Here is a 7,620-nt window from a genome sequence, read left to right on the forward strand (position 1 = left end):
GTACTACTGATGTCAACGGGGCAAGTTATCAGTGGAACTTCGTTGTCAGTTACTGTGATGGTTTGGATTACTTCAGTAGCAGGATTTCCGTGGATATCGCTGACGTTCCAAGCAATGGTCGTCTCTCCAACAGGATAAGGATCAGTCAAGAGTTGACCGTCACTTCTCAAGCCTACAGGATCACCGACCGAGCAGTTATCTGTCGCAGAAGCAGTCGCCGTGAAGCTTGCTTCGCAAAGTCCAGTCTCTGCTTCCAGATTCTGATTTCCGTTGGTTGTTATCACTGGCTTCTCAATATCAGCTACTATAACCGTAAAACTGGCAGCTTCTTGATTGCCGTGAATATCTGTAGCGGTATAAGTCACCGTAGTCTCTCCAACTGGGAAGCTGTCTCCACTGGCAAAATCAGAAGTAAACGTAGCGATACCACAATTGTCTGTTGCATCCGGAGCTATCCAGGTGACTGCCGCAGCACAAATTCCAGCGTCTGAGTCTACCGCGATGTTCGCAGGAACATTCGTGATTACTGGCATCTCGGCATCAGTTACTGTCACCGTAAAGCTGGCAGTTTCCGCATTTCCATGAATGTCTGTTGCAGTATAAGTCACCGTGGTCTCGCCAACTGGGAAACTAACTCCACTGGCAAAGTCTGAAGTAAACGAAGCGACATCACAGTTGTCTGTTGCATCCGGAGCTATCCAGGTGACTGCCGCAGCACAAATTCCAGCGTCTGAGTCTACCGCGATGTTCGCAGGAACATTCGTGATTACTGGCTTCTCGGCATCAGTTACTGTCACCGTAAAGCTGGCAGTTTCCGCATTTCCATGAATGTCTGTTGCAGTATACGTCACCGTAGTCTCTCCAACAGGGAAGCTGTCTCCACTGGCAAAGTCTGAAGTAAACGAAGCGACACCACAGTTGTCTGTTGCATCCGGAGCAGTCCAATTGACTACCGCAGCACAAATTCCAGCGTCTGAGTCTACCGCGATGTTCGCAGGAACATTCGTGATTACTGGCTTCTCGGCATCAGTTACTGTCACCGTAAAGCTGGCAATCTCTTCATTGCCGTGAATATCGGTAGCAGTAAAAGTCACCGTGGTCTCTCCAACTGGGAAGCTGTCTCCACTGGCAAAGTCTGAAGTAAACGAAGCGACACCACAGTTGTCTGTTGCATCCGGAGCTATCCAGGTGACTGCCGCAGCACAAATTCCAGCGTCTGAGTCTACCGCGATGTTCGCAGGAACATTCGTGATTACTGGCTTCTCGGCATCAGTAACTGTCACCGTAAAGCTGGCAATCTCTTCATTGCCGTGAATATCGGTAGCAGTAAAAGTCACCGTGGTCTCTCCAACTGGGAAGCTGTCTCCACTGGCAAAATCAGAAGTAAACGTAGCGATACCACAGTTGTCTGTTGCATCCGGAGCAGTCCAGGTGACTACAGCAGCACAAGTTCCAGCGTCTGAGTCTACCGCGATGTTCGCAGGAACATTCGTGATTACAGGTTTGACCTCTTCTGCTACGGTCACAATAATAACCTCCGTAGCCACATTGCCATTGGTATCTACGACTTTGTAAGTCACCGAATTGGCTAGCCCAACATTTGCGCAGCTAAAATCAATGGTACTTAAGCCGTCTTCGAAATAATACTGCCCAATTCCACAATTATCAACTGAACCATTTTCAACCATCCCAATGGTTAAAGTACCTTCTCCGAATTCGTTGAGATTGACAGTGATATTCTGCTTTACATTGATATTTGGAGCTTCCAAATCGCCCACTATTATTTCAGCAGTTTCTGAAACCAGCGTAGAATTGGAATCAGTAACTTTCACCTCATAAGAACCTGCAGATAAATTCTCGAAAAGAGTTGAACTCGATGTGCTGATTGAGCTTCCTTCCTTGAACAATTCCAAGGTAAAAGGTCCAATTCCAGCAAAAATCAGTACTTCAAGTCTTCCATTTGCTGCATCAACACAGGTTTCGTTCGTGATATTGATATCCAACCTGAAGATCTCCTCGAATTCAGCGATTACGTTTTTATCAGTATCCATGTTAATCGTGATCTCACTTGCCGAACCGCTAGCATCTCCCAGCCATTGCTTGAAACTCCATCCCAGTGCAGGAATAGCCGTCAAGGTAACTTCTGAATCTAGTTCAAAATTATTCTCGTTTGGACTTCGCGTGATGATACCCGAACCTATTACGGAAGTAGTAAGAACGGATTTCACATTTTCACAATATGCTTTCGTTATAGAATTATCTTCCAGATTATATTCAAAAGGATATGCATCAACGATCTCTGCAAACAGTTCGAAGGTGTTGCTTAGTACGGTGGCATCAAAAGAAATTGCAGTAGTACTTTTCGGACCAACGCTTACTTGTTGTCTTCCTAATTCTTGGAGTTCATCCCCTATTTTATGGTACAGAATAAGTGTTCCCTCGGTACCCAAATCTCCTTCATTTCCAATGGACAAATCAACCGTGATCGCTTCTCCATTTGCCGGACAATCCTTGCTTAACACCAAATTCTCAAAGAATAAATTTGGCGCATCTCCCACAAAAATTGTTCTGATGGCAGAATTGTTAGCCCGGTTTGCATCCTCCAAGACCTCTTCCACATCTATGATCGCCTGAAGCTCTTTCAACCCTCCTACTACACTGCTATAAGATTGAGTAATAGCAACTGTACCATCTTCTCCTGCTCCTACGCCTGCAACCAGCACATCCTCACCTAGCTGAACGCCATTCACGTTCAAGCGAACTTTAAATGGTCCAGCAGGAACGATACCTAAATTATCAAAAGAGACAAATACATTGACTGCTTCACCTAAATCAGGATTGATTTTGGTAGGTGAAATATATGGTGGTAGAACTCTTAAATCTGGTCCTGGGGAATTAATGGTGATTTGTCTGGAATAGCTATTATCTCCCTCATTACATTCGGAAATCTCATCCGTTTCATCCACCACTACTTTTAAGATAAATGATCCAGCCTCTGTAAAAATGTACGGAATAGAAACTTGTTTCCCATATCCTGAATAATTCGTAGGCACCTCATCAACAGTAATTTCGCTGATTAAAATATCATCTAGATAGAACCTGACATTTACAGTACTCGGAACAAATATTCCCGAATTCTGAATATAGGCATATAGATTTTGAACAGTGTAAACCTGGAACCCACCTCTCCAAACTCCAGAAGGGCTAGCTACAGAAGGGCTCAAATCCACGCATAGCGGTAATATTGCTGAATTATTAGCGTTCGATACCTCATCTATTTCATCCAGATTATCGGTTGTAAAAGTGATACTATGATTTCCATAGCTGCCTATTTGGGTAACAATCTCCAATGAATCCGCCGCTTTTTTGACCAGCCCATCTGTATAGCGAGCGGTCTCAATGCGTTCTACTCCATCTTCTAGAATGGAGATTTTATTTTCAAAGGCATCTACCAAATCCGTAAAGCCATTATTAAAGAATTTAGCTTTTATGGTGAAGTTCTGCCCTGGAATTGGAAGTTTTGGGTCAACAGATAGAAGATAATTACCTGTTACCAAATCAGGCTTTTTGGGAAGATAAACGATCTGCTTAAAAGCGACATTGTCATCCTCTTTCCCTTCTGCTATTTCACCCGAACCAATCGGCTCATCCACTCTTACCTCTATCGTATGAGTCTCGGTGGTTGTAAAGGTGTTTGAAAGTGTAAAACTCGCCGCACCACATCGATTGATAATCGGAACATCCCTAGAATCAAAAAGTACTCCATCAAGGTAAACATTAACATTCACGACCTCAGCAGTAGCAATTCCGCCATTGTTGCTCACTCTGATACTGAATGAATAAGGATCTTCTAGATTGAATGCATAAAAGCCGAAAATCTCAGGACTCAATTCAGGAGTAGCACTATAATTTTTAAAACTCTTCGTATCTGAATTATTGTATTCTGCTGTTTCAATTACCTGATTAAATGGATCTACAACTATAGAAACATTGCAATTACCACTAGTGCAAGTGCTGATTGTACTGGGGATCGTAACAAAAGGATACTCTATGAATTCACCGGGATTCAGAGAAGCCACCACAAATTCAGCTAGGGTTCCATCGCAAGTGCCATATCGCACCACAAAATTCGTGGCTAAAGCATCGCCTTCATTGGTAACCTTGGCGGTGGCATTTACCGGCTCTCCAGCTAGAAAATAATTTCTAGAACCGAAAGCAATGGTGACCTTACCGACCAGATCTGCCTTTGCGGTAATGTCTGGATTCTGTATCACAGAGATACTCAAAGGACCAAATGGCTTCACAAACCTTCCATCGTCCACCACTCCAGAAATAGTATAATTACCAGTGACAGGGAATCCAGCAAAGGTGGTAGAAAAACTTCCCTGCGATGAAGTAGAAGTAGTCCTGACTCTTCCATCACTTACCACCCAACTAACGATAGCATTTTTCACCCTTGGCGTAACCGCCGGATCCAAGCCTGTAAAGCTTGCCAGTCCCGAAATGGTTACATTTTCATCAAGGAAGTAAGTTGATTTATTTGTATTGGCTGTAACCGAAATCCCTTCCGGAAGTGCGTAGAAACGTATTGCAAAATTATTGAGCTCGTTTTTCTCAAGCAGAACCTGCGCAGAGTCAAGCACTATTTTGACCTCATGAAAACCAGAATTGGTGAAGGCATAATCAAACGAGTACTCCGTAAAAGATTGAGGTGCTACAGATGCAATTACATCTGTTTTGATAAGCGTCTGATCATCGAAAATATAGATGTCAAAATTCTCAGCTAGGTAATCAGAGGTATTTGTGATTTTGGCAGTAATCGTAAAGGTCTCTCCTACAGCCGGTTCATCATTGCTAAATAAGATATCATTGGCAAAAATGCCAATATCCAAAAAGTCGGTAGTTACTAAAGGACGATTACTTGTAAGTGGATTTGTAAAGCAACCACCGCTATTTGAAGCTTCAATTCGAGTGTTCCAATCGACATCATTTGCCAAGCCAGAAACGCTCACTTTGTATATTTTACCATTGGTTACATCAAGATCCGCTACATCTTCTTCTACCATTGCAAACTCTAGGTTCTGAAGTGAAGAATTCATGACCACTTTTGGATATCCTGCACCAGGAAGAGAACCATTCACTTCCGAATACCTAATCCGGAAAGTAAATTCCGTTTGGTCTGTTCCTACTGTTGGAGAAACGAAAACGTTTTCATATCCCGCATCACCAACAAAAGCCAAACTAGGAATATCTGCTACTTCCACAGTAGTAAATAATTCAACTGAGCAACCATTAGCGTTGCTGACTAACACTGAGTAAGTAGTAGTTACAACTGGAGATACTGTAATAGCAGCGCTAGTAGAACCGTTACTCCAGAGATAGGATGATCCTCCTGTGGCAACTAAATCAGCAAATGTATTTTTACAGATAGTTTGGTCAGGGGTGACGGTAGCTATGATATCAGGGAAATGAGTAATGATCTTTTCGGTCTGATCATTTAATGAGTTTTCATCGGTTCCCACCAGATACCCCCGAATTAGGTAATCACTTTTTAAGCTGAGGTCAGCTTTCTGAATGAAGGTATAAGTATAGGTTTCACCTGGAGAAAGAACCACTCCTACGGGCAAAGTTTCGGAAGCTATTTCGGTGCCATTAATGGAATAGGCTAGTGTGATATTCTCTGCGAAAGAGCTTCCTAGGTTTTCTATTCGTAGCGAAACTGATTCTTGAGAGGTCAAAGCACAATCTGATGCAGGTGCAGTTATTTCATTGGCAGAAATATCCAATCCATTTACAGCTGTGAACTCAACAGCCCCCAAGCTTACAGGAATTGTTCTCGGATTTCCATCAATATCTGTGGAAACAATGGCCGTCAAATCAAGCCCATTGGCAGCTAATGCCTCATTTTGAGGAGTCAAATTAGATGTGGAGAAAAAGTCTGAATTAACAGTAACTGAATTCAAATCTTTAGAAGAAGTACTTCTCCAAGAAGCAATATCCGAAAGAACAGTAACTCCCCATACTCCTAGATTGCTTCCCGAAGTGAAGAGGTTGTTATAGTTACTTTCCTCAATAGCAGCTGTATTGGACAGCTTCAAGGCATAGCCTGTCCCAGATTGGAAAATATTATTGATGAATTTATTATTATTTCCTCCAGAGACATATTCCAGAGCTGCCCCTGCGGATTGATTCCAGATCGAATTATGATAAAACTGAAGGTAGCTTGAAGTAGATAAATAGACTGCTCTATTTGGTCCTTCTGAGTAGAAGAAATTGTTGTAAATCAAATTGGAATCTGTAGATGTTCCTGAAATATTCACAAGCCTTAATGCATTTCCCTTTCCACTCACTATCCGATTATTAGCTACTAATAATCCTTCTGAAACATTCTCAGCATAGATTGAGATTTGATCCTCAATAGAACTGGTAGTTAGTGTGTTTCCAATTAGTTGAGGATTCAATTGGTTGTTCAGATAAATACCTCTAAAGCCAACATCAGCTAGCGTATTCCCACTTATAACTGTACCCGAAGCTCTGTTATTACTGCCATTGACACTAAAATAAATACCGTAAACTCCTCCTGTAATTGTGCTATTTAGCACCCGGATATTTTGCCCAAATGAAGGCGAGATATCAATAGCCTTCTTTGTTGCACTGATACCTGTAGCAGTAGGGCTTACTATTTTTAGTCCTTCAAAAAGTAAATTTGTAGCCCTGTTTCTAACTTGGATGACTTGAGCGTCTCCAGTAGTTTTAAAAGTTAGATTTTTGAAGATGTAGTGTTCGGCATTATTTAGCTTAAGTGTATAATCTGTTGTATGCTGAATAATAACTAAATCAGGGTTTGCATTTGCGGATTCAAAAGTGATCGTAAACGTCTCGGAGATTCCTGAAACTGAACCTAAATTGACTTGGCCGTTATAGGTTCCATCTGCTATCAAGAAACGAACAGCACCCGAAATTCCATTTAAAGTCAACGCTTCTGAAACTGTTGCAAAGGAGGTGAAGTTTCGTACACCACTACCGGCAGGATCGAGCGTATAGTCTCCAATCAAAGGCACTCCCGCTATAGCAAACTCATTGGCTCCAATGCTGACGGGAGCTGTTCTTGGATTCCCATCAATATCAATTGAAACCACAGCAGTCAAATCCTGTCCAGCGTCTGTTAAGCTTGGACTTTGTGCCAATAAATCAGTAGCAGAAACATACTGCGGTTCGACATTCAAGGAGTTTGCATCCTTTGAGGAGATGATTCTCCAAGCCAATAAGTCCGCCACATTGGTAGATGACCATTTACCCAAGTTCGTTCCTGAAGTATAAAGATCATTGTAGTCCATTTCCACCAAGCCTGTGGAACTCGGCACATCTACAGAATAGCCTGTGTTGGCCTTGAAAATATTGTTCTTGATCAGGTTGTTCGAGGATGCCGCTCCGTTGTAATGTAATCCCACTCCTGTCCCAGTACTGTTGGTGCTGTTGTGATAGACACGTTGATTGGTGTTGTAGTAAAAGTAAAGCGCATAGCTACCGCTGCTCTGAATGTAATTGTTGGCGATAATACCGGGGTTGGCATTGTCACCCTCGTTGAACTGAAAGCGTAAACCAGTCGATCTCGCTCCG

At 42.5% G+C, this 7,620-nt stretch carries 1 protein-coding gene; it reads right to left on the minus strand.

What is annotated here, in order from left to right:
• Window positions 1–7,620, minus strand: a 7,620-nt coding sequence (locus BVH04_RS13375; RefSeq protein ID WP_140160586.1) for an HYR domain-containing protein, incomplete at both ends; no start/stop codon positions are given.

It is taken from the genome of Algoriphagus antarcticus, assembly GCF_002150685.1.
In the GTDB taxonomy this organism is placed as follows: Bacteria; Bacteroidota; Bacteroidia; order Cytophagales; family Cyclobacteriaceae; genus Algoriphagus; species Algoriphagus antarcticus.